The sequence below is a fragment of the Klebsiella sp. 2-CIP_Kleb. genome (assembly GCF_050378715.1).
Lineage (GTDB): Bacteria > Pseudomonadota > Gammaproteobacteria > Enterobacterales > Enterobacteriaceae > Klebsiella > Klebsiella quasipneumoniae.
On sequence record NZ_JBNRLG010000001.1, the window covers coordinates 170,591 to 193,825 of the forward strand.

Genomic DNA, 23,235 nt, shown 5'->3' on the forward strand with positions numbered 1-23,235 from the left:
CCGCGGCCGCTGCGCAACTTTTATTCAGGCAGAGGTAAAATCGGGCAACTGATGATAGACCGGCCAGCTAAAACAGAAGCGGGCGCCGCCGAGAGGACTGGCCTTGCAACGAACCTCGCCCCCCATCGCCTGGGCGATACTGTGGACGATGGCCAGGCCGAGGCCGCAGCCTCCGGTCGCCCGATCGCGGCTGGGGTCAAGACGAACAAAAGGCTCGAACACCCGCTCGCGCTCCTCGGGGGCAATGCCCGGGCCGTCATCGTCGACCTGCAACGACGCGCGGGCACCCTGCAGGGTCAGGCTGACCGCCACCCGCTGACTGCTGTAGCGCAGGGCGTTATTCACCAGATTATCCAGCACCCGCTCCATCAACCGCATATCCAGCGCGCCATAGTTGCCGCGGGTCAGCGTCGCCAGGCAGACCTCGCGCTGCGGGTTGACCATCTGGATATCCTCGACGTGGTCGCTGATCCAGGCGGGAAAATCGGGGGTGGTCAGGCTGAGCTCCGTCTGCGGGCGATCGAGACGGGCGTAGGTCAGGAGCTCTTCAATGAGCGCTTCCAGCTGGCCGATATCACGGTTTAGCGCCTGCGATTCCGCCTCGGTGAGGTTTTCGCTCATCTCCAGACGGTAGCGCAGTCGCACCAGCGGCGTCCTGAGCTCATGGGCGATGCCGTCAATTAGCTGCTTTTTGCTGGCAATGAGCGCGTTAATGTTGTCGGCCATCTGGTTAAAGGCCACCCCGAGCCGCTCAAAGCTGGACATGCTGTCAAAATGAATACGCTCGCTGAGGTGGCCTTCGCCAAAGCGCTGGGCGGCGGTCTCAATGCGCAGCATGTCCTGCCAGTGCGGACGCATCCAGATAAACACCGGGAAGGCCAGCGAGATAGCGATAAACGCCATCAGCGCCACGTCCAGCAGGCGCATTTCATGCAGAAAATAGAGATAGGGTACCGGGCCCACGGATAACACATAGTGGCTGCGGGGGATGCGCTGGATAAAGGTGTACTGGTCGTCGAGCGCGACAATATCCCCAGCGCGCAGGTGCTGCATCGAGCTTTCCGACAATTTAAATTTGCTCATCGGCTCGATGTGCAGGTCGAACGACAGATTAAGGTCCAGCTCTTTAAGCGTCTTGCTCCAGTCGCGAGGCGGAATTTCCCGCAACTCGCTGCGCATCAGATACAGTGAGCTTTTCATCAGATCGTCAAGCGACTGCCTTCCGGCGCGTTCAGCGGTAAATTTATAGACCAGGCCCACCAGCATGGTCATCACCAGAAAGCAGACGAAGAGCAGAAGATAGAACTGCACGAACAGCTTTTTCATTACATTACCGCATATTCAAAAAGAGAAACCTGCCGGCGCCCCGGACCATCTGCAGGGCAGGGCGAAAACGTCACGGATTTACCGGGGCGAGCCGAAGCCCGCGCGGGCATAACCGATACGCTATCAAAGCAGGGTTTATGCCCCCTGACAATAGCCAGCCGGGGGGAGCGACGCCGTTAAAAATGTGACGCTGTCACTCATTGCGGGCTTACGTCTGCATGAGGCCAGGATTGTGGCCAGCGTATTCTGCGCGCCGCTGGGCGCTACTCGCGATAGTAGGGTATATCCACCGGATAGAGGGTGGCCAGGCTCAGCAGCCGACAGCGCACCAGCTGTTCTGCTTCGGCATACCAGTAAGCAAATTCGCCGGTGGTCTGGTGGTAAATCATCTGATCAAGATTAGCAAACGGGATCACCAGCAGCGGCCCCTGGCGCACGTATCCGCCGCCGGTTTCGAAATGGTGATCTCCCCAGGATTGCTGGGTATGTTGATAGCGGTGAAGAAGCACCTTAATCTGCCCGCGCTGTGGACAGAGGAGCCGGATATCGGCGTTGTCGAGAGAAAAAGCCCAGCCAGAGAGTGACGTGAAGAGAGTAAGTGCCAAAAGTACAACGTATTTCATCATGCAAAAGTCCTGTGTTTTCAGGCTTTATGCCACTCTGATAACGCTAAGTCCTTGAGCACAATCATATTGAGGGGTTATGTGATGGGCTTCTGTACGGCGAAACATATTGATTTACTCAATATGACAAATGGGCGGCGGTCAGCCAGCGCGAAGGCGGCGGAAAAAATGTGATGCGCTTACCGCCGGGGAACAGGCGGTGAAACGGGCCCCTTTCAGGGCCGCAGACGGACCGCTCAGTTATCCCAGGCGTGGGGGGCGAAGAGGTAGCCTTTGTTGCGTACCGTCTTAATCCGGTAGGGTTCGGTGGCGTTATCGAGCAGTTTTTTGCGCAGGCGCGAGATAGCGACGTCAACGCTGCGATCCATCCCGTCGTAGGTGACGCCGCGTAAATTTTTCAGCAAGGCGTCGCGGTCCATAATCTGCCCGGCGTGGGTGGCCAGCTCCCACAGCAGGTCGAAATCGGCGGTGGACAGGGCGACGCTTTCTCCGCCGAGCAGCACCTGGCGGTTGACCGGGTCAATGGTCAGTGAGCCAAAGGAGATGGTCTTGTGCGGGGTCAGCGTCGAAGGCGCGCCTGTACCCGCCGGGGCGATATGCTGGCGCAAATGCAGACGCAGTCGCGCCAGCAGCACCGCCGGCGGTGTGGTCTTCAGGATATAATCGCTGGCGCCCATCTCCAGGGAGAGGATATGGTTCATATCGCTGTCGAGCGAGGTCAGCAGAACAATCGGCCCTTGCCATTGCCCACGCAAATCGCGACAGAGGGTCATTCCGTCCTTGCCGGGCAGCATAATGTCCAGCAGCACGAGGTCCGGTTTCTCCCGCGCGATCACTTCCTCTGCGCGGTCGCCGCGAGGCTCGACCACCACCTCCATATCATGCTTGCCGAGATAGGCGGCGATCAGCGCTCCTACCTCAGGATCATCCTCAACAAAAACGATTTTATTCATGTCTATTGCACATCAGTAAAAGAAATAACATACACCGCGGCTATTTTACCCGCCATTCCTGTTTTATAAACAGCGCTAATTCCGCTATGCTGCGCTAACTTGTTGATTCATTGTTAAGGCATATGGACATGGGGCTGTTAATCAAAGGGCTGCTGGGCGCGCTGGTGGTGGTGCTGATTGGCGTGCTGGCGAAAACCAAAAACTACGCCATCGCCGGGCTTATTCCGCTGTTTCCCACCTTTGCGCTCATCGCCCACTATATTGTTGCCAGCGAGCGTGGTATTGAAGCCCTGCGCGCCACTATCGTGTTCGGCATGTGGTCGATCGTTCCCTATTTTATCTATCTGCTGTCGCTGTGGTACTTCACCGGCATCATGCGCCTGCCGTTAGCGCTGGCAGGCGCAGTGGGGTGCTGGGGGCTGTGTGCCTGGCTGTTGATTGTTGGCTGGAGCCGCTTCCACTAACGCAGAGGGCGACCGCCGTCGACGGCGTATGACCGGCCGGTCACGTAGCGGCTGGTAAACAGATAGTCGATAAGGTCGCTGATCTCTTTCTCGCCCGGGGCGATTTTCATCAGCGATTTATCCAGCGCCTGCTGACGATAGGCCTCGTCGTCACCTTCATTGAACATGATCAGCGACGGGGCTATAGCGTTGACTTTGATCTCCGGCGCCAGCTTGCGGGCGAAGGAGCGGGTCATGTTGTCCAGCGCGGCCTTGCTGGCGGCGTAGGCGATATGTTTATCGCTCCCGCGCTCCACCACGTAATCGGTGATATGGATAATGTCGCTGGCGGCATGGCCGTGACCGCGCAGGAGTTCTTCCAGCGCGTGGTTGAGCAGATAGGGGGCATGGACGTGGATCTGCATCATGCGGTTGATCACCGTGCTGAGCGGTACTCCCGGCTTCTCCGCCATCCAGTCACTGGCGTTGTGGATGATGGCCCGCAGGCCGCTGGTATGCGATTTAACCGCTTCGGCAAAGGTCAGAATGCCGTCATCGCTGCTGAAGTCGGCCTGCAGACAGAGAGCGCCTGCCTGGCGCAGGTCATCGATCGCCGGATAGGGCGTGCGATAGCTGACGATGACCGGCTGGTGTTGCTGCAGAAAATGGTGCGCCAGCGCGAGGCCGATGCGGCGGCCTCCTCCTGTGATCAGAACCGGGCGGGGCTGTAGTTCAGCCATGGGTATCTCCTTTGATTTAGGCGGCAGGGCGACCGCTTACCCCACCAGCATCCACGTTGCCGGCACAGCGGCAACCAGCAATAAACCAATTAGCGCCAATTCGCGGCGTTTGAGCGAACGATCGTGCTGGTGCGTACGCCGCGCGTACAAAAAGACCAGAAGACCCGGAGCGTAAAGTACCACCGACAACAGCAAATGCACAGGTCCCGACGCGTATAATAACCATAAGCCATAAATGCAGGCGCCGATACCCACCGCTTGATGCAGCGGACGGGTGCCGATTTTCAGCAAAAAGGCGCCGACCAGCAGATAGGGCACGAGGATCATCTCTGACGCAATAGTCAGCAGGGTGCCGTAGTCCGAACCGGTCAGCCAGATCAAAACCAGCGACGCCTGAACGCTGATATTGGTCAGCCACAGCGAGGCGGAGGGGGCGTTGTTGCGGTTCTGACGGGCGAACAAGCGCGGGAAGGCTTTGTGGGTGGCCGCGAGGTAAGGCACTTCGGCGGCCATGATGGTCCAGCTGAGATAGGCGCCGCACACCGACACGATAAGCCCGGCGGCAATCACAATTTCACCCCACGAGCCCATCAGTCTGACCATCAGTCCCGCCATCGACGGGTTGCGCATTTCGGCCAGTTCGCTACGCGGCACCACACCCAGCGACAGCAGGGTGACCAGCAGATACACCGCGAGGGCCGAAAGCACCGCGAGCAGCGTCGCGCGCCCAACGTCGCGCTTGTGACGCGCGCGGGCGGAGACCACCACCGCGCCTTCGACGCCGATGAACACCCACAGAGTGATCAGCATCGTGTTTTTAACCTGCTCCCACACCGGTACGCCCAGCGCCACGCCGCTGAAATCGAGGCGGAACGTATCCAGCTGAAAGGCCAGGGCGGCGAGGGCGACAAACGCCCCCAGCGGCAACAGCTTGGCGAGGGTCGCGACCAGGTTAATCCCCGCCGCCGTCTGCACCCCACGCAGGACCAGAAAGTGGACTACCCACAGCAGAACTGAAGCGCCGACGATCGACTGCCAGGTGTTGCCATCACCAAACAGGCGCAGCTCAGGGGTATCGGTGAAGAAACTGAGCGCCGAAAAGACGATCACCAGATAGGAGACATTAGCGATCACCGCGCACAGCCAGTAGCCCCACGCGGAACAGAAGCCGATCAGCTCGCCGAACCCTTCACGGGCGTAGGTGAAGATCCCGCCGTCGAGGTCGGGGCGAATACGGGTCAACAGCAGCATCGCGAAGGCGAGGAACAGGATCCCGACGCCGGTGATCGCCCAGCCGATGAGCAGAGCGGAAGGGCTGGCCACGGCCGCCATATTTTGCGGCAAACTGAATACGCCAGCGCCGAGCATTGAGCTAAGGACCAGGGCGGTCAGGGCGCTCAGGCCCAGTTTCTTTTCCATTGCATTCCCGAGGTGAAAATGGCTGTTCCAGAATATTTATTTTGCGAAATCGCATAAAAATGGAAGATTGCGCTAAGGCGCGGGATTTTACGGAGTGTCCGGGGGCCATGCAATGGCGGGGGATGAAAAAAAATGAAAAGGCGGCGATGCGCCGCCTTTTTAGCCAGTCAGCAGCGATTATTTGTACAAATCGGCGCTGATGGTGATGTTGCCGCCGCGTTCCTGCCACTGGCGGGTAATGTGGTAGTACTTCGCCCCTTTCTTCGCCGCGCGTTTCGCCGTCTGATAAGAGATTTCCGTCATGTTGCCATAGTTGCCGGTGAACTTGATGTTATCGAACGGCACCATTTGCGCCGCGGTCACTTTGTTCACTTCTTCAACTTTGGTGCCGTCCGGCAGCGTGACAGTGTAACGTCCGCCTTTCGACGACTGGGTCTCGAAGAAACGACCTACACCGGTGCCGGAGCCAACCGCCGCGGTGGTGGCGACGCCCGGGATTTCGACGTTTTTCGCCGCTTCGCCGCCTTTGGCCAGCGCCGCGCGGCCGGCTTCAGAATCAGCCGGGATTGCGTCCGGGCTCTGCAGAACGCGTTTCTCCGCATCTTTTTTGTAGATATAGGCGGTAATGCGCTGGTTGCCGCCCTGGTTGGCGTCCACCTGGCGGACGATGAAGAACGCATAGGCGCCTTTCGCTTTCGCCGCTTTGGTGATGGCGTCGTTCACTTCCGGCTGACTGCGATAGAAGCCCTGGACGGTGACGGTGTCGTAAGGCATCAGCTCAACGGCCTGATCTTTCGGCAGCTCCATCACGCCATTGATGATGCGATTTTTCGGCGCATCCGCTTTCGGCGCGTCGTCTTTATAGAGGTCAGCCGTGACGCGCCAGTTGCCGCCATTGCCGTAATCCGACGTGTCGACAACATAGAATGAGGCCGCGCCGTCTTTGTCAGCTTTGCGCGATACCGCTTGCACCGCGTCGCCAATGGCATTAAACCGGCCGGTGACGACAACGCGATCGTAGGGCTTCAGCGCAGCCGCCTGCTCCGGGGTCAACTCGGTCGCTGCGTGGGCAGACAACGTGGCGGTTGTCAGGAGAGCAGACGCCAGGAGGGTGTTTTTAAGCTTCATAAAAATAATCCTTTGCCTTGCGCAAACCATATACTGGTGTTGTTGTTGACTGAAAACGTTTGATTATTGCATTTAATCGCCGTGACTGTCTGCGTCATTTTTTGCTTGCCGCCCGAATCGTATACCACGGAAAGATAACATTTTTCGATATGTTGAAAAAACAGCCGCTTGACCAGCAAAAACGATAATCGATACCACTTTTATTAGTTAATGTAATGTTAATACAATGATCTCAATGGCGATAAATGGCGTTTTATACCACTGGATAAGCGGATTATCAGGCCTGAAAGGCAAATTCAGGTAAATATTGCTGCCCGGAACCATCTGTGCTGACAATAAGCAATAAAATCAAAATTTCTGTTTTATCGCTGTAGATCACAATCGCTATTTTCAGTAGGTTATAAAAAGTTTGTTACTGTTTCATTTTGCAGACAGCGAAAGACGGCGAGGACGATTTTGCCGTCCTGTCGTTGTTGGTCAGAAAAGTAAACCATCATCAAAAACCGATGGAAGGGAAAACTATGCGTATTGGTGTACCACAAGAAAGGCTAGCCCAGGAGACCCGGGCCGCCGCCACGCCGAAGACCGTTGAGCAGTTGCTCAAACTCGGCTTTAGCGTCGCGGTAGAAAGCGGCGCCGGGAAGCTGGCCAGCTTTGACGATGAGGCCTTCGCCCAGGCGGGGGCTGAGATCGTGACCGGCGACGAGGTGTGGCAGTCTGATGTCATCCTCAAGGTCAATGCTCCGAATGACGATGAAATTGCCCTGTTGAATCCAGGAACCACGCTGATTAGTTTTATCTGGCCGGCGCAAAACCCGCAGCTGATGGAAAAACTGGCGGCCCGCAATATCAACGTGATGGCGATGGATTCGGTGCCGCGTATCTCCCGCGCCCAGTCGCTGGATGCGCTCAGCTCAATGGCCAATATCGCCGGGTACCGCGCTATCGTTGAAGCGGCCCATGAATTCGGCCGTTTCTTTACCGGGCAGATTACCGCGGCAGGCAAAGTTCCGCCCGCCAAGGTGATGGTTATCGGTGCCGGGGTGGCCGGTCTGGCGGCGATTGGCGCCGCCAACAGCCTGGGGGCGATTGTTCGCGCCTTCGATACCCGTCCGGAAGTGAAGGAGCAGGTGCAGAGTATGGGCGCCGAATTCCTCGAACTGGATTTTAAAGAGGAAGCGGGCAGCGGCGACGGCTATGCCAAGGTGATGTCCGAGGCCTTTATTCAGGCCGAAATGGCGCTGTTCGCCGCCCAGGCGAAAGAGGTCGATATTATCGTCACCACGGCGTTAATTCCGGGCAAGCCGGCACCGAAGCTGATCACCCGGGAAATGGTTGACGCCATGAAGTCGGGCAGCGTGGTGGTCGATCTCGCCTCGCAAAACGGCGGCAACTGCGAGTACACCGTGCCGGGCGAAGTGGTGACCACCGCCAACGGCGTGAAAATTATCGGTTATACCGACCTGCCAGGCCGTCTGCCGACCCAGTCCTCCCAGCTCTACGGCACCAACCTGGTGAACCTGCTGAAGCTGCTGTGCAAAGAGAAAGACGGCAATATCGTCATCGATTTCGATGACGTGGTGGTGCGCGGCGTGACCGTAGTGCGTGAAGGCGAAATCACCTGGCCGGCGCCGCCGATTCAGGTCTCCGCTCAGCCGCAGGCCGCGGCGAAAAAAGTGGAAGCGCCGAAAGAAGAGGTGAAACCGGCGTCGCCGTGGCGCAAATATGCGCTGATAGCGCTGGCGATTATTCTCTTCGGCTGGCTGGCCAACGTGGCGCCTAAAGAGTTCCTCGGCCATTTCACCGTCTTCGCGCTGGCCTGCGTGGTGGGTTACTACGTGGTATGGAATGTCTCCCATGCGCTGCATACGCCGCTGATGTCGGTGACGAACGCCATTTCGGGCATTATCGTGGTTGGCGCGTTGCTGCAGATAGGCCACGGCGGCTGGGTCAGCTTCCTGAGCTTTATCGCGGTACTGATCGCCAGCATTAATATTTTCGGTGGTTTTACCGTGACTCAGCGCATGCTGAAAATGTTTCGCAAAGGATAAGGGGTAGCACATGTCTGGTGGATTAGTTACAGCTGCATACATTGTTGCTGCAATCCTGTTTATTTTCAGCCTGGCGGGTCTGTCGAAACACGAAACCTCGCAGCAGGGCAACTATTTCGGCATCGCCGGGATGGCCATCGCCCTGATTGCCACTATTCTGGGTCCGGACGCCGGCAACGTCGGCTGGATTATCCTCGCGATGGTGATCGGTGGGGCAATCGGTATCCGTCTGGCGAAGAAGGTCGAAATGACCGAGATGCCGGAGCTGGTGGCCATCCTGCACAGCTTCGTTGGCCTGGCGGCGGTGCTGGTAGGGTTTAACAGCTACCTGCAGCATGAAACCGGCATGGAGCAGATTCTGGTCAATATCCATTTGACCGAAGTGTTCCTCGGCATCTTCATCGGCGCGGTGACCTTCACCGGTTCGGTAGTGGCGTTTGGTAAACTGCGCGGCAAGATCTCCTCCAAACCGCTGATGCTGCCTAATCGCCATAAGCTTAACCTGGCGGCGCTGGTGGTTTCCTTCATCCTGATGGTGATTTTTGTGCGCTCCGACAGCACCGGCACCCAGGTCCTGTGCCTGCTGGTGATGACCGCGATCGCGCTGGCCTTCGGCTGGCACCTGGTGGCCTCCATCGGCGGCGCGGACATGCCGGTGGTGGTCTCGATGCTCAACTCCTACTCGGGCTGGGCGGCGGCTGCGGCGGGCTTTATGCTGAGCAATGACCTGCTGATCGTCACCGGCGCGCTGGTGGGCTCTTCCGGCGCCATCCTCTCTTACATTATGTGTAAGGCGATGAACCGCTCCTTTATCAGCGTGATCGCCGGCGGCTTCGGCACCGATGGTTCCTCCAGCGGCGGCGATGAAGAAGTGGGCGAGCACCGTGAAATTAGCGCCGAAGAGACGGCGGAGATGCTGAAAAATTCGCACTCGGTCATCATCACCCCGGGCTATGGTATGGCGGTGGCCCAGGCGCAGTATCCGGTGGCAGAAATTACCGAGAAGCTGCGGGCGCGCGGCATTAAGGTGCGCTTTGGCATTCACCCGGTCGCCGGCCGTCTACCGGGACATATGAACGTCCTGCTGGCGGAGGCTAAAGTGCCTTACGACATCGTGCTGGAGATGGATGAGATCAACGATGATTTCAGCGATACCGACACCGTGCTGGTCATCGGCGCTAACGATACCGTCAACCCGGCGGCGCAGGACGATCCGAAGAGCCCGATCGCCGGCATGCCGGTGCTTGAGGTGTGGAAAGCGCAGAACGTGGTGGTCTTTAAGCGTTCGATGAACACCGGTTACGCCGGCGTACAGAACCCGCTGTTCTTTAAAGAGAACACCCATATGCTGTTCGGTGATGCCAAAGCCAGCGTCGATGCGATCCTGAAAGCGCTGTAATGTAACATTATTGTTTTACAACGTTTGTTTATAAGCCGTCTCCTGTGAGACGGCTTTTTTATATGCACAAGGATGCCAGGGATTGTTCATAAAATAAGCGGTAAAAGGTGATATAATGTTCCGGTTCTTACATCAGACAGAGGATATTATGGATACCGAGTTAACCCCAACGCAGATGGCCATCGAATTCTTACGCCGCGACACCACCGTCATGACTCCAGCGCAGTATCTGAAAAAACTTAAACTGCTGGAACTGGAGTTTGCTGACCTGATGGCGCTCTCCTCGCTGGAGCTGAAAGAAGAGATCGATCTGGCCTGGCGTCTGGGTATCCACTGAGTCGTTCAGGGTCGCCATGCCATGACGGGGCCGCAAGCGGCCCTTTTTTGTGCCTGAGGGAAAGCGGGCAAAAAAATCCCCCGCGAGGCGGGGGATGATGAACGTTCCGGGAGGGAAGATTAATCGTCGTCGTCGTCGTCCAGTTCCACCGGCGTCTGATAGGCCTCTGGTTTAAGCACCAGCAGATCGCAGCGCAGGTGGTCGACAACCTGCTCCGCGGTATTGCCAAGGAACGCCGCGGAGAGGCCGGTTCGTCCGACCGTACCCAGCACCACGATCCCCGCCTGCAGATGCTCGGCGAGATCCGGGATCACCTCCTCAGGCAACCCTTTTTCCACGTGGGTGAATTTCTCGTCAATGCCAAACTTCTGCCGCAGGGCTTTCATCGCCAGCAGATGCTGGCCGCGGATGGCGTCGTTGTAGACGCTGGGATCGAAATCCGGCAGCTCAATCGCGATATTGATCGGGGTGACCGGATAGGCGCCGATAAGGTGCACTTCAGTGTGGTTGACTTCTTCCGCCAGCGACAGGGTCTCGCGCACCAGCTTCTCGTTGAGGGTGTTGTGATAATTTTCTTCACTGGCCAGATTGACGGCGACCAGCGCTTTACCGCCTTCTGGCCATGGCTGGTCTTTCACCATCCAGACCGGGCAAGGGCACTTACGCAGCAGATGCCAGTCGGTCGGGGTGAAGATCACCGCTTCCAGCTTGTCGTGTTGGTGGGCCATCTTCAGCAGCAGGTCGTGTTTCTCACTGATCACTTCCTGAATAATGGCTTCGAAGGGGCGGTTGTGCCACACCACCTTCACGTCAATCGGCACACCGGATTCAAGATAGAATTTCGCCTGCTCGCGGATCCAGGCCGTTCGTTGGGCAATGACGCCCTGACGCATCGCCGTCCGTTCATCCGGCGACAACAGGGTGGTCATTTCATAAGAAAAATCATAGATCGGCAAAAAGGCTTTGATGCGTCCACCAATCCGTTGGTGCAGGTACACCGCTCGCCTTAGCGCCGGCTGGTCGTCCTGGTTAGGATCGATTACTACCAGCATGCTCTGATACTTCGCCATACAGGGTCTCCTTACAACTGCAGCTACCGTCAGTTATTAAAAAGATAACCTATATGGATGAATTGAAACAGGGGAGGAGCCTGGTCAGATCAACAAATCTGAAAAAATTGCCGATCCTGACCAGGTGTTGCGCGGAGATTAAGCGACGTTACGCGCCTGACCGGCCAGCTGGGCCAGCAGGTCGCCGTTTTCAATGGTGATGTATTTGCCTTTCACCGCCAGCATGCCGCTCTTCTGGAAACGCCCCAGCAGACGGCTGATGGTTTCGACGGTGAGGCCGAGATAGTTGCCAATGTCGCCGCGGGTCATGGTCAGACGGAACTCACGGGGAGAGAAACCGCGCTGCGCGAAACGGCGGGACAGGTTATAGATAAACGCGGCCAGGCGCTCTTCGGCGTTCTTTTTGGAAAGCAGCAGGATCATATCCTGGTCGCCTTTGATCTCACCGCTCATCAGGCGCATCATCTGCTGACGCAGATTCGGCATTTTTCCGGAAAGATCGTCGAGGGTTTCAAAGGGGATCTCGCATACCATCGACGTTTCCAGCGCTTGGGCGAAGCTCGGGTGCAGGCCGGTGCCGATGGCGTCAAAGCCCACCAGATCGCCCGCCAGGTGGAAGCCGGTAATCTGCTCATCGCCTTGCTCGGTGATGGTGTAGCTTTTGATGGTCCCGGAGCGAATGGCATACAACGATTTCAGCTCATCACCGGCTTTGAACAAGGTTTGACCTTTCTGGATGGGCTTTTTCCGCTCGATAATATTATCCAGCTGATCAAGCTCGTGCTCGTTCAGAGTAAAGGGGATGCAGAGCTGGCTGATACTGCAATCCTGACAATGGATAGCACAACCGCCAGACTGAATGCGTCGAATAATTCGCTTCTCAGGGATCATATGTCTGCTCAGGCCTTAATTGATATTGGTCAATTTTAACATCTTTTTGATGAGCAGGTAAGTCTTCAGGCTCTGAAACACGTAATATCAGCAGGGGAAATCAAAACAGGCTGATATCTGCTTGATTAAAAATAGATTATTCAGCCACATTTGATTGTAAAATTACCTGAAAATTCCAGAAAAGGCATTTTCAGTCAAAGCAACAGATAGCCCTCGTGGCGCAGAAGCCACTCTTTACGCTGCACGCCGCCGGCATAGCCGGTCATCGTACCGTTACGTCCGATGACCCGATGGCAAGGCACCACAATACTCACCGGGTTGGCGCCATTGGCGGCCCCCACCGCGCGTGCCGCGCCGGGACGACCGAGCGCTTCGGCCAGCTGACCGTAGTGCATCACCTGGCCGCAGGGGATATCGCGCAACGCTTGCCAGACCTGGCGCTGGAAAGGGGTGCCGGCGGTGGCGGTAGGCAGGGTCTCAATAACGGCCAGATCGCCGGCAAAATAGTCGTTCAGCTTACTGCTGAGACCGCCTGGATTGCGGCAGTCAACGCGCTGATAGCCTTCCCGGCGATAGTGTACGTCGAGCAGGGTTTCCATCCGATCGCGGTGCTCGTCCCACTCGACGGCGCGTAAATTAAACTGTTCGTCGCAGAGTACCCACAGCGCCCCCAGCGGGGTATCCATTTTATCCTGCAGCAAGGTCAACATCGTTTCAGTCATCCACCATCGTACACGAGGGCCACACGATACCACGCGCCGGCGGCGGTCAACTATACTCCCAAAAGATAAACCCGTATCCCCGGCCGGCTTCCTGCGGCCTGTACGTTGATTTATTTTTGGATCGATTCTGGCGGGTTATCGGGCATGGTTTTTGCTACTTTTAAGCTGACGACGCCGGTCCTCCGCGCCGCTTTGCGCGCCCGGGAAGGTGCCACCGCGTCGTCGCGGCGCGGTTAATAACTCAGAGGTGGGGCTATGCAATATATACTGACTGGCGTAATCGTATTGATCTTCAGCGGCCTGGTTATCCACGGCCTCTCGCTGTTGCTCGAACGCGGGTATCGCGCGCTTTTCGGCTTCTTCGCCGGAGCCGCAGATGTCCCCCGTAAGGTCAAAATGAAGGTGCCGCGTTAAGAGTAAGCAGCCGTCCCTGGCGCTTCAACGGCTTAAGGGAGCCGCGGATAAATGCCAGGGCCGATGGGCAGTCCTGCCAGATACCAGCCCACCAGCAACAGCAGCCAGACGGCGAGAAAAATCAGCGGATAAGGGAGCACCAGCGAGTAGTAAGTCCCGAGGCGGGCGTCGGGTCGGTAGCGCTGTAAAAAACCGAGAAACAGCGGTACAAACGGTGAAACCGGCGCCAGCGGCAGCACCGATGAATCGGCGATGCGAAACAGGATCTGCGCAAACGCCGGGTGGAAGCCCAGCAGCATAAACATCGGCACGAAGATCGGCGCCAGAATCGACCAGATGGCCGAGCCGCTGGCGATAAACATGCACAGAAAAGCCGACAGCAGCGCCAGACCGACAAACGCCGGGACGCCGTTCATGCCGGCGCTCTCCAGCAGGTCCGTCAGGCCAACGGCCATAAACTTGCCCATATTGCTCCAGTTGAACATCGCCACGAACTGCGCCAGCGGGAAGACCATCACGATAAATCCAGCCATCTCTTTCATCGGCTCAATCATCAACTGCGGCAGATCGGCCTGACGGCGAATTTTGCCAGTGGCGATGCCGTAAGCCAGCGACACGACAAAGAAGAAAAAGATGATCAGCGGCACGATGCCTTTGATAAACGGCGAGGGCATCACCGTGTGCTGAACCGGATCGCGAAGAATGCCGTTTTCAGGAACCACCATTAGGGCGATGGCCGCCACAAACGCCAGCGTTGCTACCCCGGCGATGCGCAGGCCGAAACGCTCCTCAGTGGTCAGGGTTTGCAGCTTTTCGTCGCGGCTGCCTTGCCACTGTCCCAGCCTCGGCTCCACCAGCTTGTCAGTGATTAAACCGCCGACGAGGGTCAGGAGGATCACCGAGGTCGCCATAAAGTACCAGTTGTCGATCACGCTGACGTGCAGAGAGGCATCGATGGATTTGGCCGCCTCGGTGCTGATCCCGGAGAGCAGCACGTCGGTGGTGACGATCAGTAAATTGGCGGTAAAGCCGCAGCCCACGCCGGCTATCGCCGCCAGCAGGCCGGCGACCGGATGCCGACCGACAGCGAGAAACATCAGCGCCCCCAGCGGCGGCATGATCACCAGCGCGGCGTCGGAAGAGATATGGCTGAAAAAGGCGATGAATAGCACCATATAGCTGGCATAACGGGCGCTAACGTGGGAGGCCATCTTGACCATCAGCGCGGGCAACAGGCCCACCCGCTCGGCAAAGCCGGCGCCCAACACCAGGGCGAGGATCGCCCCCAGCGGCGCGAAACCGCTGAAGTTTTTAATCACGTTCGGTAAAAACCAGTGCAGCCCTTCCACGCTGAGCAGGTTTTTGACCACCACCCGCGACCCGTCCGCCGGGTTTTGCACACCGACGTTGAAGGCGGAGAGTATCGCCGTGGCGGCGATCAGCGCCACGATAAGATAGATAAACAGCAAAAACGGGTGCGGGACCTTATTACCGATCTTCTCTACCCAGCCATAGCGCTTTCCGGCGGGGGAAGGCGACGGTATGGATGACATACTCATGGGCGTTCCTCTGTTGTCGTTGTTGTGTTGGGCAGGCCTGCTCCCGTACTGCCGGCGGTTATTATGGTCGGTGCGTGCCGCTATGCCGGTCAGCGTCTGTCAGGAGCGGTCTGGTCTTATGGTTATCGTAAAACCGACGGTCTCACCTCCGCCGGAATCGGGCAGCGGTAAGGATGTTCTGCCAGCGCCTGCCTGAGCTCTCGCTGGCTGTCCTCCAGCAGCGCGCGGTCGCTGAATAAACGGATCGCCGTCGCCGCGAGGACTTTCCCCGCCAGCAGCATCCCTTTATGGGCGATGGCGGTGCGTCCCTGGCTCACCAGCTGCCAGCTGTGCAGCGGGGTACCCACCGCGAAGCAGGGGCTGAAGCATTGGGCCACCGGCGCTTTCCAGCTGACGTCGCCGACGTCGGTGGAGCCGGCGAGAATCGTATCCGTGGCCGCCCACGGCGCCACCTCATCAATCAGCAGCGTATCGCGGTGGCGACGAGCGAAGGTTTTCCCCGCCTCGCCGCCGGTGCCGGCGATATTGTTCAGGCTGTTGTTGATATCGTTGGCGCTGAGAGTGGCGCGGATCGCCGCGGCAAAGGCGCGATCGTCGTCGCTCCATGCCGGCGTGCCGTAATGCGCTACCGCCTGATACATCGCCGCTTCGAGCGTGCGGTTGGGCAGATAGCTGGAACAGGCTTTTTCAAAGCGGCAGCTGACGTGGGTCTCGGTCATCAGCGCGGCCCCCTGGGCAATCTTCTCAATGCGGGCGAAGATCTGTTCTACATCTGCCATCTCCGGGGCGCGGATCAGATACAGCACTTCCGCCTGGGCCTGGACGACGTTGGGCGAGACGCCGCCGGTATCGGTAATGGCGTAATGAACCCGCGCCTTTTCGATAATATGTTCATTCAGGAAGTTACTGCCGGTGGTCATCAGGGTGACCGCGTCCAGGGCGCTTCGCCCCAGGTGCGGCGAATTGGCGGCGTGGGCGGCGGTGCCGGTAAAGCGCCACGCCGCCTGAATGTTGGCGAGAGTGCGGGTGCTGAACATCCCGGCCCAGGCCTCCGGATGCCAGGTGAGGGCCGCATCGACGTCATCAAACAGCCCTTCGCGCACCATGAACGTTTTGCCCGAGCCGCCTTCTTCCCCCGGGCAACCGTAGAAGCGCAGGGTGCCCGCGCCGCCGTGCTGCTGCAGCCATTTTTTGGCGGCAACCGCCGCGGCGAAAGCCGCTGTCCCGAGCAGATTGTGCCCGCAGCCGTGACCGTTGCCCCCTGGCGTTGACGATGTCGGCTGCGCGCAATGGGCCTGTTGGCTGAGACCCGCCAGGGCGTCAAACTCGCCCAGCAGGGCAATAACCGGTTGGCCCTCGCCGACGCTTGCGATAAAAGCATTGGGGATCCCGCCAGCATCACGGGTTAGCTGGAAACCTTCCGCTTCCAGGGCGTCCGCCAGCCGCCGGGCGGACCAGAACTCCTCAAAGCGCGTCTCCGGGTGGTCCCAGATATCATCGGCGATGGCGCAATAGGTCTCGCGGCTTGCCTCAATTACCTCTTCAACAAACTGAAAAATCGGGTCCATCACACCCCCCGCTGCCAGGGAAAGTTAAGCGCGACGCGCGCCAGGGTGTCGACCGCGACCGTCATTACGCTCTCGTCGAAGTCAAACTTCTCGTTGTGATGACCGGCGCTCAGTTCGGTGCCGAATATCATGTATGACGCAAGGCCGCCGCGCGCCTGGACCCGGGCCATCATCAGGGTGGCGTCTTCCGATCCCGCCGGGGCGGCGATGCGATCCACCGCCTGCTGCACGCTGGGCACCCGCGCGGCCTGTTCGCGCAGGTACGCCACCCACGCCGGCGACGGGGCGCTGGCGGTGGCGGCCCCCATCATGCGTAACTCGTACCCGGCTTGATACATCGCCGCGGCCCCGGCGATGACGTGCTGCGCCCGGTCAAAAACATACTGGTTGATGGCTTCGCTTTCGCCGCGGGTTTCCACTTTTAACAGAGCCGAGGAGGGCACCACGTTGCGTCCGGTGCCGGCCTGCATCACCCCGACGTTGACCCGCGAAGCGCCGGCGCTGTGCGGTGGGATGGCGTGCAGGGCAAGGGCGGCCTGGGCGGCGGCGAGCAGCGCGTTGCGCCCATCTTCAGGCTTGCCGCCGGCATGAGCGGCCACGCCGCTGAACTGCACATCGAATTTGGTGGTGGCCATAAAGTTGTCGCCACCGCACACCACGGTGCCGACCGGGACGCCGGTGCCGATATGGATGGCGGTAAAATAGTCCACCTCGTCCACCACGCCGGCGGCCACCATCGCGCGGGCGCCGCGGGTACCCTCTTCAGCAGGCTGGAAAATCAGTTTAATGACGCCATTGAGCTGGGCGACATACTGCTTGAGCACATGCGCCAGCCCCAGCCCGATGGCGGTATGCCCATCGTGGCCGCAGGCGTGCATCATGCCGGCGTTGCAGGAGGCGAAATGGTCGCGATGGGGGCGATGGCTGTCATCGTGCTGCTCATTGAGGTCGAGGGCGTCCATGTCGACGCGAAAGGCCAGGGTTGGGCCGGGACGTCCGGTGTCGAGCGTCGCCACCACGCCGGCGAACCCGCCTTCAAACGCCGGCAACCAGCGTTCCGGCGCCCCTTGCTCGCGGGCGCGCTCGAAAGCCTGGGCCAGGGTCTCCTCATCCGGCAGCCCCATCCGGCTGTCGGCATCGATGACGTCGCGCCCCAGCGCCAGCTGGTAGCCGAGCCCGTCGAGGATCTCCGCCACCTTACTGGCGGTGCGAAACTCCAGCCAGCCGGATTCAGCGTGCAGGTGAAAATCGCGGCGCCATTGGGTCATGGCTGGCGCCAGCTGGCGCAGGTATTCATCAAGTTGCGGCATAGCTTATCCTGTCATAAGTAAAAAATGTGATGGCGTTCACGATGTGATAGCTTTTATTTATCACTGACGCGCTACAGGCCTTAACGCTCTTAACCTGCCACAGCCTGATGGATTACAGTAGATGTCATTTTCTTGCGTCTGATAAACAACGGTTATCACCAAAAGCATGGCCTTTCAGATCAAATTTCATCAAATTCGCGCCTTCGTCGAGGTGGCCCGGGAAGGGAGTATTCGCGGCGCCAGCCGCTCGCTGGCGATCTCGCAGCCGGCCCTGACCAAAGCGATTAAAGAGCTCGAGGAGGGGCTTTCCGCTCAGTTGTTCGTCCGCCGCCGCCAGGGGGTGGCGCTGACTGACAATGGCGAAAGTTTTTATCAACATGCGAGCCTGATCCTTGAGGAGCTGCGGGCGGCGCAGGATGAACTGCTGCAGCGTCAGGGAGAGCAGGCCGGGCAGATCAATATTGGCCTTGGCGCCAGCGTCGCCCGGTCGCTGATGCCGTCGGTGATCTGCCGCTTTCATCAGCAGCATCCTCAGGTGAAGGTGCGGATCATGGAGGGCCAGTTGCTTGCGATGATCAATGAGCTGCGCCAGGGGGAGCTGGATTTCACCATCAATACCTACTATCCCGGGCCGTACGACCATGAGTTCAGCTTTGAAAAACTGTTTGAGAAACCGTTCGCGGTGTTCGCTCGGGCGGGGCATCCGGCGGCGCAGGCCACCTCGCTGGTGGAGCTGATGGATCACCACTGGACCATGCCGACGCCGCGCGGCAGCTACTTTAAACAGCTGCAGGACAGGTTTAATCAGGCCGGGCTGGCGCCAAAGGTGAATATTGTGTGCGAGACCTTCTCGTCGTGCATCAGCCTGGTGGTGAAAAGCGATTTTCTCAGTATCCTGCCGGTGGAGCTCGGCAACGATCCGCTGATGGCGGACAAGCTGATGATGATCCCCGTCCGCGAAGCGTTGCCGACGGCGGCCTATTTTCTGATCCAGCGGCGCGACACCCGACAGACGCCGCTAACGGCGTCATTGATCACCCTGTTTCGCCGCCAGAGTCGACAATGTTTTCCTTAACCGCCCGTCGCGCTCACTTTGCCAGCAGACGGGGATAAACGCATTGAGGGGGGAGCACGAGGCGGCTATAGTAGCTGGCGACAGCCGCTGGAGGAGAGCCCATGAACCTTGATGACAAATCCCTGTTTCTTGACGCCATGGAAGATGTCCAGCCCCTGAAACGTAACAATGACGTGCACTGGCATCCCGGGCGCAACAGTCGCGCCCCGCAGCGCGTCGACACCCTGCAACTGGATAATTTTCTCACTACCGGCTATCTCGATATCGTACCGCTCGCCACGCCGCTGGAGTTTAAGCGCGAAGGGCTGCAGAGCGGCGTGCTGGATAAGCTGCGGCGGGGGAAATACGGCCAGCAGGCGAGCCTCTCCCTGCTGCGCCAGCCGGTGGAGCAGTGCCGGCAGATGCTCTTCGCCTTTATGGTGCAGGCGCAGAAAGAGGGGTTACGCAATGTGCTGATCGTTCACGGCAAAGGCCGCGACGATCAGTCCCACGCCAATATCATCCGCAGCTATCTGGCGCGCTGGCTGGAAGAGTTGCCAGAGGTGCAGGCCTTCTGCGCCGCGCTTCCGCACCACGGCGGCAGCGGCGCCTGCTATGTCGCGCTGCGTAAATCGGCCGAAGCGAAGCAGGAGACCTGGGAGCAGCACGCCAAGCGCAGCCGTTAGCGCATCAGCAGCGTCAGCTCGCGGGCGGCTTTTTGCAGCTCCGGCAGCACGCGGTCGATCATTTCGCGGGCCGACATCTGGCCCGCATGCACCCCGACGTTCAGCGCCGCCTGCACCTGACCCTGGGCGTTAAACAGCGGTACCGCGAGGGAGCGCAGGCCCATCTCCAGCTCCTGATCGTTGAGGGCATACCCCTGTTGATGCACCCGTTTCAGCTCGGCGCGCAGCTTCGCCACCGAGTCCACCGTCTGCGGGGTATAGCGGATCATGGTTACCCTGGCCAGCATATCGTTGAGCTTCTCCTCTGGCTGATGGCTGAGCAGCACCCGGCCCATCGAGGTCGCCCACGCCGGAAGGCGGCTGCCGATATCGAGGTCGATGGTCATGATCCGCGAGCTGGAGGCGCGGGCGATATACAGAATATCGTCGCCATCGAGGGTGGCGATGGAGCAGGACTCGTTGAGCATTTCGCTCAGATGCCGCAGCACCGGCTGCGCCGAACGCGCCAGCGGCGTCGAGGCCAGCCAGGCGTGACCGAGGGCCAGGATCCGCGGCCGTAGCTGAAAGTTTTTACCGTCTTCGGCATAGACGAACCCCAGCTTGCTCAGGGTATACAGGCAGCGGCGCACCGCGGCGCGCGGAATACCGGTCTTCTGACTGATCTGTGAGATAGACAGCAGGGGCCGCTGCGGCGTGAATGCCTGAATGACCTCCAGGCCGCGCGCCAGCGAGGCCATAAAGTTAGGATCGCCCTTAAACGGATCTCCGTCGCCGGTCAGTAAATCGTCTGGATGCTTATCCATTTCTGTTCCCCATATTTGCCATCGATCACATTCTTTCGCTAAAGATAACCGATGTTCGATTATCGCACCATATTTCGATTATCGCCCTTGACCGACATCGTTAAGCGGGTCACATTTTGTGCGAACAACGAATAAAAGTGCGATTACCGCACATCAATGGAGCGACCTGATGATTGATAAAAGCGTATCGACGCTGAGCGAGGCCATCGCCGGGATCCACGACGGGGCGACTATTATGATCGGCGGCTTTGGTCCTGCCGGCCAGCCGACCTTTCTGATTGACGCCCTGATAGACCAGGGCGCCCGCGACCTGACCATCATTAACAACAACGCCGGTAACGGCGAAGTGGGGCTCGCGGCGCTGCTGAAGGCTGGCCGGGTGCGCAAAATGATCTGCTCCTTCCCGCGCCAGGTCGATTCACAGATTTTTGATGACCTCTATCGCCGCGGCAAAGTGGAGCTTGAGCTGGTGCCGCAGGGCAACCTCGCGGCGCGGATCCAGGCCGCCGGCGCAGGGCTGGGCGCGGTCTTTACCCCCACCGGCTACGGCACGCCGCTGGCGGAAGGGAAGGAGACACGGGAGATCGACGGCCGCCACTATGTGCTGGAGTATCCGATCAAAGCCGATTTCGCGCTGATTAAAGCTCACCAGGGCGACCGTTGGGGCAACCTGGTGTATCGCAAGGCGGCACGCAACTTTGGCCCGATTATGGCGACGGCGGCGAAAACCACCATCGTTGAAGTCTCGCAGCTGGTGTCGCTGGGCGACCTCGACCCTGAACACATTATCACCCCCGGCATTTTCGTCCAGCGCCTCTTCTCGCTGGAAAACCTGACTGCCGCACAACGCGCCTGAGGAGCCCGAGATGCAAAAACTGACCCGTGACGAAATGGCCCAGCGCGTGGCCCGCGATATCCCCGAAGGCGCTTACGTTAACCTCGGTATTGGCCTGCCGACCCGGATTGCCAATTACCTGCCCGCCGACAAAGAGGTGTTCCTGCATAGCGAGAACGGCCTGCTGGGCATGGGGCCGAAACCGCTGCCTGGCGAAGAAGATCCGGAGCTGATCAATGCCGGAAAAGAGTACGTCACCCTCCTGCAGGGCGGCTGCTATTTCCACCATGGCGACTCCTTTGCCATGATGCGCGGCGGCCATCTCGATATCTGCGTGTTGGGGGCCTATCAGGTCTCCGCCAGCGGCGATCTCGCCAACTGGAGCACCGGCGCGCCGGACGCTATCCCGGCGGTCGGCGGGGCGATGGATCTGGCCATCGGCGCTCGCCAGGTGTTTGTGATGATGGACCATCTGACCCGCGACGGCGAGTGCAAGCTGGTGGAACAGTGCAGCTATCCGCTGACCGGGGTCGGCTGCGTTAGCCGGATCTATACCGACCTGGCGGTGATCGACATTACCGACCGCGGCCCGGTGGTGCGGGAAATCTTTAACGGTCTCTCTTTTGAAGAGCTGCAGCGCATCACTCCGGTGACGCTGACCTTTGAACAACTGGCGGAAAGCGCGTAAGGAACCTATGATGAATCAGGCATTTATCTGTGATGCGGTGCGTACACCCTTTGGCCGTTTTGGTGGTACTCTGGCGACGATGCGCGCCGACGACCTCGCGGCGCTGCCGCTGAAAGCGCTGCTGGAGCGTAACCCGGGGCTGGATCCCTCGCGCATTGACGATGTGATTCTGGGCTGCGCCAACCAGGCCGGGGAAGACAACCGCAACGTGGCGCGCATGGCGCTGCTGCTGGCCGGGCTGCCGGAGAGCGTGCCCGGTAGCACCATCAACCGCCTGTGCGGCTCCAGCCTCGACGCGATCGGCGTCGCGGCGCGGGCGATTAAAAGCGGTGAAACGCAGCTGATGATCGCCGGCGGGGTGGAGAGCATGTCCCGGGCGCCGTTTGTGATGGGTAAAGCGGAGAGCGCCTTTAGCCGCAACATGCAGATGGAAGATACCACCATCGGCTGGCGCTTTATTAACCCGCAGATGAAAGCCTTGTACGGTGTCCATTCCATGCCGGAGACGGCGGAAAACGTCGCCGATGAGTTTGCCATCTCCCGCGCCGATCAGGACGCGTTCGCCTTGCGCAGTCAACTGCGCGCCGCCGCGGCCCAGGAGGCAGGACGTTTCGCCGATGAGCTGATCGCCGTCCAGGTGCCGCAGCGCAAAGGCGAGCCGCTGCGGTTTAGCCGCGATGAACACCCGCGCAGCACCTCGCTGGAGGCGCTGGCTAAACTGCGCGGCGTGGTGCGCGCCGACGGCAGCGTCACCGCCGGGAATGCCTCCGGCGTTAACGATGGCGCCTGCGCGCTGCTGCTGGCCAGCGAAACCGCGCTGGCGGCCAACGATCTTCAACCGCTGGCCCGGGTGGTCGGCGTGGCGACGGCGGGGGTGGCGCCGCGCATTATGGGCTTTGGCCCGGCGCCGGCGGTGCGGAAGGTGCTGGCGCAGACCGGCCTGACTTTAGCCCAGATGGACGTGATTGAGCTGAATGAAGCCTTCGCCGCCCAGGCGCTGGCGGTGACCCGCGATTTGGGCTTACCGGACGATGCCGCCCATGTGAACCCCAACGGCGGGGCGATCGCCCTGGGGCATCCGCTCGGCGCCTCCGGCGGCCGCCTGGCGATGACCGCGGCTTACCAGCTGAAACGGACCGGCGGCCGCTACGCGCTGTGCACCATGTGCATCGGCGTCGGGCAGGGGATCGCCCTGATTATTGAACGTGTTTAAGGA

At 59.4% G+C, this 23,235-nt stretch carries 23 protein-coding genes; 10 read left to right on the forward strand and 13 right to left on the reverse strand.

What is annotated here, in order from left to right; genetic code table 11:
- Positions 1–24: 24 nt before the first annotated feature.
- The 3 genes from rstB to rstA form a co-directional block, all read right to left on the reverse strand.
- Positions 25–1,326, reverse strand: coding sequence for a two-component system sensor histidine kinase RstB (gene rstB, locus ACQUTP_RS00825; protein ID WP_080935743.1), 1,302 nt, complete (start codon positions 1,324–1,326; stop codon positions 25–27).
- 263 nt (positions 1,327–1,589) lie between these two features.
- Positions 1,590–1,952 (reverse strand): hypothetical protein, encoded by a 363-nt coding sequence (locus ACQUTP_RS00830; protein ID WP_004887058.1) that lies wholly within the window; start codon positions 1,950–1,952, stop codon positions 1,590–1,592.
- 233 nt (positions 1,953–2,185) lie between these two features.
- On the reverse strand, positions 2,186–2,902 hold the full coding sequence (gene rstA, locus ACQUTP_RS00835; RefSeq protein WP_017898700.1) for a two-component system response regulator RstA: 717 nt from the start codon (positions 2,900–2,902) through the stop codon (positions 2,186–2,188).
- Positions 2,903–3,030: 128 nt separating this feature from the next.
- Here rstA and ACQUTP_RS00840 point away from each other — a divergent pair, with 128 nt between their 5' ends.
- Positions 3,031–3,366 (forward strand): GlpM family protein, encoded by a 336-nt coding sequence (locus ACQUTP_RS00840; protein WP_004887053.1) that lies wholly within the window; start codon positions 3,031–3,033, stop codon positions 3,364–3,366.
- On the opposite strand, the gene folM is transcribed toward ACQUTP_RS00840, so the two are convergent.
- From folM to ydgH, 3 genes are all read right to left on the reverse strand, one after another.
- Positions 3,363–4,085, reverse strand: coding sequence for a dihydromonapterin reductase (gene folM / locus ACQUTP_RS00845; RefSeq protein ID WP_004887050.1), 723 nt, complete (start codon positions 4,083–4,085; stop codon positions 3,363–3,365). The two genes, ACQUTP_RS00840 and folM, sit on opposite strands and share 4 nt — an antisense overlap.
- A 36-nt stretch (positions 4,086–4,121) precedes the next feature.
- Positions 4,122–5,504 (reverse strand): amino acid permease, encoded by a 1,383-nt coding sequence (locus ACQUTP_RS00850; RefSeq protein WP_428902325.1) that lies wholly within the window; start codon positions 5,502–5,504, stop codon positions 4,122–4,124.
- A 177-nt stretch (positions 5,505–5,681) separates the two neighbouring features.
- On the reverse strand, positions 5,682–6,632 hold the full coding sequence (ydgH, locus tag ACQUTP_RS00855; protein ID WP_004887044.1) for a DUF1471 family protein YdgH: 951 nt from the start codon (positions 6,630–6,632) through the stop codon (positions 5,682–5,684).
- A gap of 521 nt (positions 6,633–7,153) precedes the next feature.
- On the opposite strand from ydgH, the gene pntA reads away from it, so the two are divergent.
- The 3 genes from pntA (at position 7,154) to ACQUTP_RS00870 (ending at position 10,419) form a co-directional block, all read left to right on the forward strand.
- A complete protein-coding gene (gene pntA / locus ACQUTP_RS00860; protein ID WP_023318147.1) occupies positions 7,154–8,683 on the forward strand; it encodes a Re/Si-specific NAD(P)(+) transhydrogenase subunit alpha in 1,530 nt (509 codons plus the stop codon).
- 10 nt (positions 8,684–8,693) lie between these two features.
- A complete protein-coding gene (gene pntB, locus ACQUTP_RS00865) occupies positions 8,694–10,082 on the forward strand; it encodes a Re/Si-specific NAD(P)(+) transhydrogenase subunit beta (RefSeq protein WP_004887040.1) in 1,389 nt (462 codons plus the stop codon).
- Between the two features lie 148 nt (positions 10,083–10,230).
- Positions 10,231–10,419, forward strand: a complete 189-nt coding sequence (locus tag ACQUTP_RS00870; protein WP_004887037.1) for a YdiH family protein — start codon at positions 10,231–10,233, stop codon at positions 10,417–10,419.
- Positions 10,420–10,538: 119 nt separating this feature from the next.
- Here ACQUTP_RS00870 and uspE read toward each other — a convergent pair whose 3' ends face one another.
- The 3 genes from uspE to ogt form a co-directional block, all read right to left on the reverse strand.
- Entirely contained in the window at positions 10,539–11,489 is a 951-nt protein-coding gene (gene uspE / locus ACQUTP_RS00875) for a universal stress protein UspE (protein ID WP_004887033.1), read from the reverse strand.
- Between the two features lie 138 nt (positions 11,490–11,627).
- Positions 11,628–12,380 carry a fumarate/nitrate reduction transcriptional regulator Fnr gene (fnr, locus tag ACQUTP_RS00880; protein ID WP_004887031.1) on the reverse strand — a complete coding sequence of 251 codons (753 nt, stop codon included), beginning with the start codon at positions 12,378–12,380 and terminating at the stop codon, positions 11,628–11,630.
- 194 nt (positions 12,381–12,574) lie between these two features.
- A complete protein-coding gene (ogt, locus tag ACQUTP_RS00885; protein ID WP_004887029.1) occupies positions 12,575–13,090 on the reverse strand; it encodes a methylated-DNA--[protein]-cysteine S-methyltransferase in 516 nt (171 codons plus the stop codon).
- Positions 13,091–13,357: 267 nt separating this feature from the next.
- Here ogt and ACQUTP_RS00890 point away from each other — a divergent pair, with 267 nt between their 5' ends.
- Complete coding sequence (locus ACQUTP_RS00890) at positions 13,358–13,516, forward strand: phosphatidate cytidylyltransferase (protein ID WP_080935739.1); 159 nt, start codon at positions 13,358–13,360, stop codon at positions 13,514–13,516.
- Between the two features lie 32 nt (positions 13,517–13,548).
- Here the strand turns inward: ACQUTP_RS00890 and abgT are convergent, their stop codons facing one another.
- The 3 genes from abgT to ACQUTP_RS00905 all read right to left on the reverse strand — a co-directional run bounded on the left by abgT (position 13,549) and on the right by ACQUTP_RS00905 (position 17,953).
- A complete protein-coding gene (gene abgT / locus ACQUTP_RS00895; RefSeq protein ID WP_285755210.1) occupies positions 13,549–15,075 on the reverse strand; it encodes a p-aminobenzoyl-glutamate transporter in 1,527 nt (508 codons plus the stop codon).
- A gap of 122 nt (positions 15,076–15,197) precedes the next feature.
- A complete protein-coding gene (locus ACQUTP_RS00900; RefSeq protein ID WP_096833896.1) occupies positions 15,198–16,643 on the reverse strand; it encodes a M20 family metallopeptidase in 1,446 nt (481 codons plus the stop codon).
- On the reverse strand, positions 16,643–17,953 hold the full coding sequence (locus tag ACQUTP_RS00905; RefSeq protein WP_080935737.1) for a M20 family metallo-hydrolase: 1,311 nt from the start codon (positions 17,951–17,953) through the stop codon (positions 16,643–16,645). Before ACQUTP_RS00905 ends, ACQUTP_RS00900 begins: the two co-directional genes overlap by 1 nt.
- Positions 17,954–18,119: 166 nt before the next feature.
- Here ACQUTP_RS00905 and ACQUTP_RS00910 point away from each other — a divergent pair, with 166 nt between their 5' ends.
- Both ACQUTP_RS00910 and smrA read left to right on the forward strand, forming a co-directional pair.
- Positions 18,120–19,028: a LysR family transcriptional regulator gene (locus ACQUTP_RS00910; RefSeq protein ID WP_048324066.1), complete on the forward strand. Its 909-nt coding sequence runs from the start codon at positions 18,120–18,122 to the stop codon at positions 19,026–19,028.
- Between the two features lie 101 nt (positions 19,029–19,129).
- Entirely contained in the window at positions 19,130–19,693 is a 564-nt protein-coding gene (smrA, locus tag ACQUTP_RS00915) for a DNA endonuclease SmrA (protein WP_004887017.1), read from the forward strand.
- Here smrA and ACQUTP_RS00920 read toward each other — a convergent pair.
- Positions 19,690–20,496: an IclR family transcriptional regulator domain-containing protein gene (locus ACQUTP_RS00920; RefSeq protein ID WP_004887014.1), complete on the reverse strand. Its 807-nt coding sequence runs from the start codon at positions 20,494–20,496 to the stop codon at positions 19,690–19,692. The genes smrA and ACQUTP_RS00920 overlap by 4 nt on opposite strands.
- Positions 20,497–20,665: 169 nt before the next feature.
- Between ACQUTP_RS00920 and ACQUTP_RS00925 the strand changes: the two genes are divergently transcribed.
- The 3 genes from ACQUTP_RS00925 to pcaF are packed head-to-tail and all read left to right on the forward strand — an operon-like array spanning position 20,666 to position 23,232.
- Positions 20,666–21,352, forward strand: a complete 687-nt coding sequence (locus ACQUTP_RS00925; RefSeq protein ID WP_004887011.1) for a 3-oxoacid CoA-transferase subunit A — start codon at positions 20,666–20,668, stop codon at positions 21,350–21,352.
- A 10-nt stretch (positions 21,353–21,362) separates the two neighbouring features.
- On the forward strand, positions 21,363–22,019 hold the full coding sequence (locus ACQUTP_RS00930; protein WP_004887008.1) for a 3-oxoacid CoA-transferase subunit B: 657 nt from the start codon (positions 21,363–21,365) through the stop codon (positions 22,017–22,019).
- Between the two features lie 10 nt (positions 22,020–22,029).
- Complete coding sequence (pcaF, locus tag ACQUTP_RS00935; protein WP_004887005.1) at positions 22,030–23,232, forward strand: 3-oxoadipyl-CoA thiolase; 1,203 nt, start codon at positions 22,030–22,032, stop codon at positions 23,230–23,232.
- Positions 23,233–23,235 lie beyond the last annotated feature (3 nt).

Coding starts and splice junctions, on each gene's coding strand:
- pcaF (WP_004887005.1), top strand. CDS start 22,030: ATGAATCAGGCATTTATCTGTGATGCGGTGCGTACACCCTTTGGCCGT.
- abgT (WP_285755210.1), bottom strand. CDS start 15,075: ATGAGTATGTCATCCATACCGTCGCCTTCCCCCGCCGGAAAGCGCTAT.
- ACQUTP_RS00905 (WP_080935737.1), bottom strand. CDS start 17,953: ATGCCGCAACTTGATGAATACCTGCGCCAGCTGGCGCCAGCCATGACC.
- ACQUTP_RS00900 (WP_096833896.1), bottom strand. CDS start 16,643: ATGGACCCGATTTTTCAGTTTGTTGAAGAGGTAATTGAGGCAAGCCGC.
- ACQUTP_RS00910 (WP_048324066.1), top strand. CDS start 18,120: ATGGCCTTTCAGATCAAATTTCATCAAATTCGCGCCTTCGTCGAGGTG.
- folM (WP_004887050.1), bottom strand. CDS start 4,085: ATGGCTGAACTACAGCCCCGCCCGGTTCTGATCACAGGAGGAGGCCGC.
- uspE (WP_004887033.1), bottom strand. CDS start 11,489: ATGGCGAAGTATCAGAGCATGCTGGTAGTAATCGATCCTAACCAGGAC.
- pntB (WP_004887040.1), top strand. CDS start 8,694: ATGTCTGGTGGATTAGTTACAGCTGCATACATTGTTGCTGCAATCCTG.
- rstB (WP_080935743.1), bottom strand. CDS start 1,326: ATGAAAAAGCTGTTCGTGCAGTTCTATCTTCTGCTCTTCGTCTGCTTT.
- ACQUTP_RS00870 (WP_004887037.1), top strand. CDS start 10,231: ATGGATACCGAGTTAACCCCAACGCAGATGGCCATCGAATTCTTACGC.
- ACQUTP_RS00930 (WP_004887008.1), top strand. CDS start 21,363: ATGCAAAAACTGACCCGTGACGAAATGGCCCAGCGCGTGGCCCGCGAT.
- fnr (WP_004887031.1), bottom strand. CDS start 12,380: ATGATCCCTGAGAAGCGAATTATTCGACGCATTCAGTCTGGCGGTTGT.
- ACQUTP_RS00920 (WP_004887014.1), bottom strand. CDS start 20,496: ATGGATAAGCATCCAGACGATTTACTGACCGGCGACGGAGATCCGTTT.
- pntA (WP_023318147.1), top strand. CDS start 7,154: ATGCGTATTGGTGTACCACAAGAAAGGCTAGCCCAGGAGACCCGGGCC.
- ACQUTP_RS00850 (WP_428902325.1), bottom strand. CDS start 5,504: ATGGAAAAGAAACTGGGCCTGAGCGCCCTGACCGCCCTGGTCCTTAGC.
- smrA (WP_004887017.1), top strand. CDS start 19,130: ATGAACCTTGATGACAAATCCCTGTTTCTTGACGCCATGGAAGATGTC.
- ACQUTP_RS00840 (WP_004887053.1), top strand. CDS start 3,031: ATGGGGCTGTTAATCAAAGGGCTGCTGGGCGCGCTGGTGGTGGTGCTG.
- ACQUTP_RS00890 (WP_080935739.1), top strand. CDS start 13,358: ATGCAATATATACTGACTGGCGTAATCGTATTGATCTTCAGCGGCCTG.
- ACQUTP_RS00830 (WP_004887058.1), bottom strand. CDS start 1,952: ATGATGAAATACGTTGTACTTTTGGCACTTACTCTCTTCACGTCACTC.
- ogt (WP_004887029.1), bottom strand. CDS start 13,090: ATGTTGACCTTGCTGCAGGATAAAATGGATACCCCGCTGGGGGCGCTG.
- ydgH (WP_004887044.1), bottom strand. CDS start 6,632: ATGAAGCTTAAAAACACCCTCCTGGCGTCTGCTCTCCTGACAACCGCC.
- ACQUTP_RS00925 (WP_004887011.1), top strand. CDS start 20,666: ATGATTGATAAAAGCGTATCGACGCTGAGCGAGGCCATCGCCGGGATC.
- rstA (WP_017898700.1), bottom strand. CDS start 2,902: ATGAATAAAATCGTTTTTGTTGAGGATGATCCTGAGGTAGGAGCGCTG.